3 protein-coding genes are annotated in these 1,996 nt (G+C 68.1%); all 3 read left to right on the top strand.

Features of this window, described 5'->3' with window-relative positions:
- The first annotated feature begins 95 nt into the window (after positions 1-95).
- The gene (tnpA, locus tag ACXJKR_RS30940; RefSeq protein WP_457326107.1) at positions 96-509 is read left to right on the top strand and encodes an IS66-like element accessory protein TnpA; all 414 of its coding nucleotides are present in this window, start codon (positions 96-98) and stop codon (positions 507-509) included.
- Positions 506-853: an IS66 family insertion sequence element accessory protein TnpB gene (tnpB, locus tag ACXJKR_RS30935; protein WP_457326106.1), complete on the top strand. Its 348-nt coding sequence runs from the start codon at positions 506-508 to the stop codon at positions 851-853. The genes tnpA and tnpB overlap by 4 nt, the downstream gene beginning before the upstream one ends.
- 62 nt (positions 854-915) lie before the next feature.
- Positions 916-1,996 (top strand): IS66 family transposase (tnpC, locus tag ACXJKR_RS30930; RefSeq protein ID WP_457326105.1); only part of this gene is annotated, 1,081 nt, incomplete at its 3' end.

Genomic DNA, 1,996 nt, shown 5'->3' with positions numbered 1-1,996 from the left:
CTCACGGCCCTCTGGCATGGCGATGGCGGCGTGAGCAAGATCGGCTGATCCTGAGCACCCGAGATGGTGTGCATCARGCATCGCTACCGCACACCATGGCCGATCAAGACACACCCTCCAGGCGCCGCCGGCGCGACCACAGCCCAGAACTCAAGCGCGAGTTGGTTCGGCAATGCCTGCTGCCCGGCGCGTCGGTCTCCAGCATCGCGATGGCGCATGTCATCAACGCCAACCTGGTGTTCAAGTGGCGGCGAGAGCATTGCGCTGCCGAGGCCGCCGACGCAGGCCCCGCGCAAGCCTCAGCGCCGTTGCTGCTGCCCATCACGCTCGCCTCGGCCACGTCGAGCGACACATCGATGTCGCCGCCACCGGTGTCGACATCGAGTACGACTCGGACCAGCACCGGCAGCATCGAATTCGACTTCGCCGGTGCTCGGCTGCGACTGCGTGGCGCCGTCGACCAAGAGAGTCTTGTCGCGCTGCTCACCGCGTTGCGCAGCCTCGCATGATCGGCCTTCCATCGGGCACGCGCGTGTGGCTCGTCGCCGGTCACACGGACATGAGGAAGGGCTTCGACKGCCTGGCCGCCGTGGTGCAGACGGCGCTGGCTTCGAATCCGTTCGATGGCCATGTCTTCGTCTTCCGCGGCCGACGCGGCGACATCATCAAGGTGCTGTGGTTCGACGGCCAGGGACTGATGCTGCTGGCCAAGCGTCTGGAGCGCGGTCGCTTCGTCTGGCCTCAAGCCGTCGACGGCCGTGTTGCCCTGAGCGCGGCACAACTGTCGATGCTGCTGGAAGGCATCGACTGGCGCATGCCGACTCGCACGAGCTCACCTCAGTTGGCTGCGTAGGCAGTGTCTTCTCGGGAGTGATCCCAATGCACGCGCGCTGACCCTGTCGCACACTGAGGTCCGTGCCGCAAGACACCGATCCGATCAGCCAACTGCCCGACGACGCGCAGCTGCTTAAGCAGCAACTGCGGGCCAGCGCGAGCGAGGTGCAGCGGCTCAAGCTGATGGTCGACAAGCTCAAGCTGCAACTGGCACGCCGCGTGCGCGCGCAGTTCGGCGTCTCCAGCGAGCGATTCGATCTGCAGGCCAGCCTCATCGAGCCGGTGGCGTTGGAGCAGTTGTCCGTGCGCAAGCCCACCACGCCGGCCGCCAATGCCGGCAGCGTCGACCGCAGCCTGCCAGAGCACCTGCCGCGCGAACAGCGCGAGGTGCGGCCCGCCACCAGCGCTGCGCATCACGACGCTGCAGGCCAGTCCTGCGGCTGCACCTCCTGCGGGGGCCGACTGCGCAGCATCGGCGCCGACGTGTCTGAGCACCTGGAGTACGTGCCGGCGCGCTTCAAGGTCATCCGCACCGTGCGGCCCAAGTTGGCGTGCACGAAGTGCGAGGCCATCTTCCAGGCCAGTGCACCAAGTCGGCCGATCGCGCGAGGCCTGGCAGGGCCAGCGCTGCTGGCCCACGTGGCGGTGTCCAAGTATTGCGATCACTCACCGCTGCATCGCCAGAGCCGCATCTACGCCCGCGAAGGCGTCGACATCGACCCCAGCATGATGGCCGGCTGGGTGGAGCAGGTGCACACCTTGTTCGATCCGCTGGTCGCGGCCTTGGGCCGACACGTTCTGCACGCGGCCAAGGTCCATGCTGACGACACGCCGGTCAAGGTGCTGGCGCCAGGCGAAGGCAAGACCCGCACGGGCAGGCTGTGGGTCTACGTGCGCGACGACCGGCCCTCGGGCGACAGCGCGGCGCCGGCCGTCTGGTTCCGCTACTCGGCCGACCGCAAGGGCGAGCACCCGCAGCGCCACCTGCGCGACTTCCGCGGCATCCTGCAGGCTGATGCCTACGGTGGATGGAATGCCCTCTACGACGGCGGCCAGGTCGTCGAGGCTGCGTGCTGGGCGCATGCGCGACGGCCGTGGTGGGACCTGTACGAGCAGCACCGTGACGACACCGGACTGGCGGCGCAGGCGCTGTGCCACATCC

The organism is Roseateles sp. P5_E11, from assembly GCF_054049355.1.
This window is presented reverse-complemented; position numbering and strand designations above follow the sequence as displayed.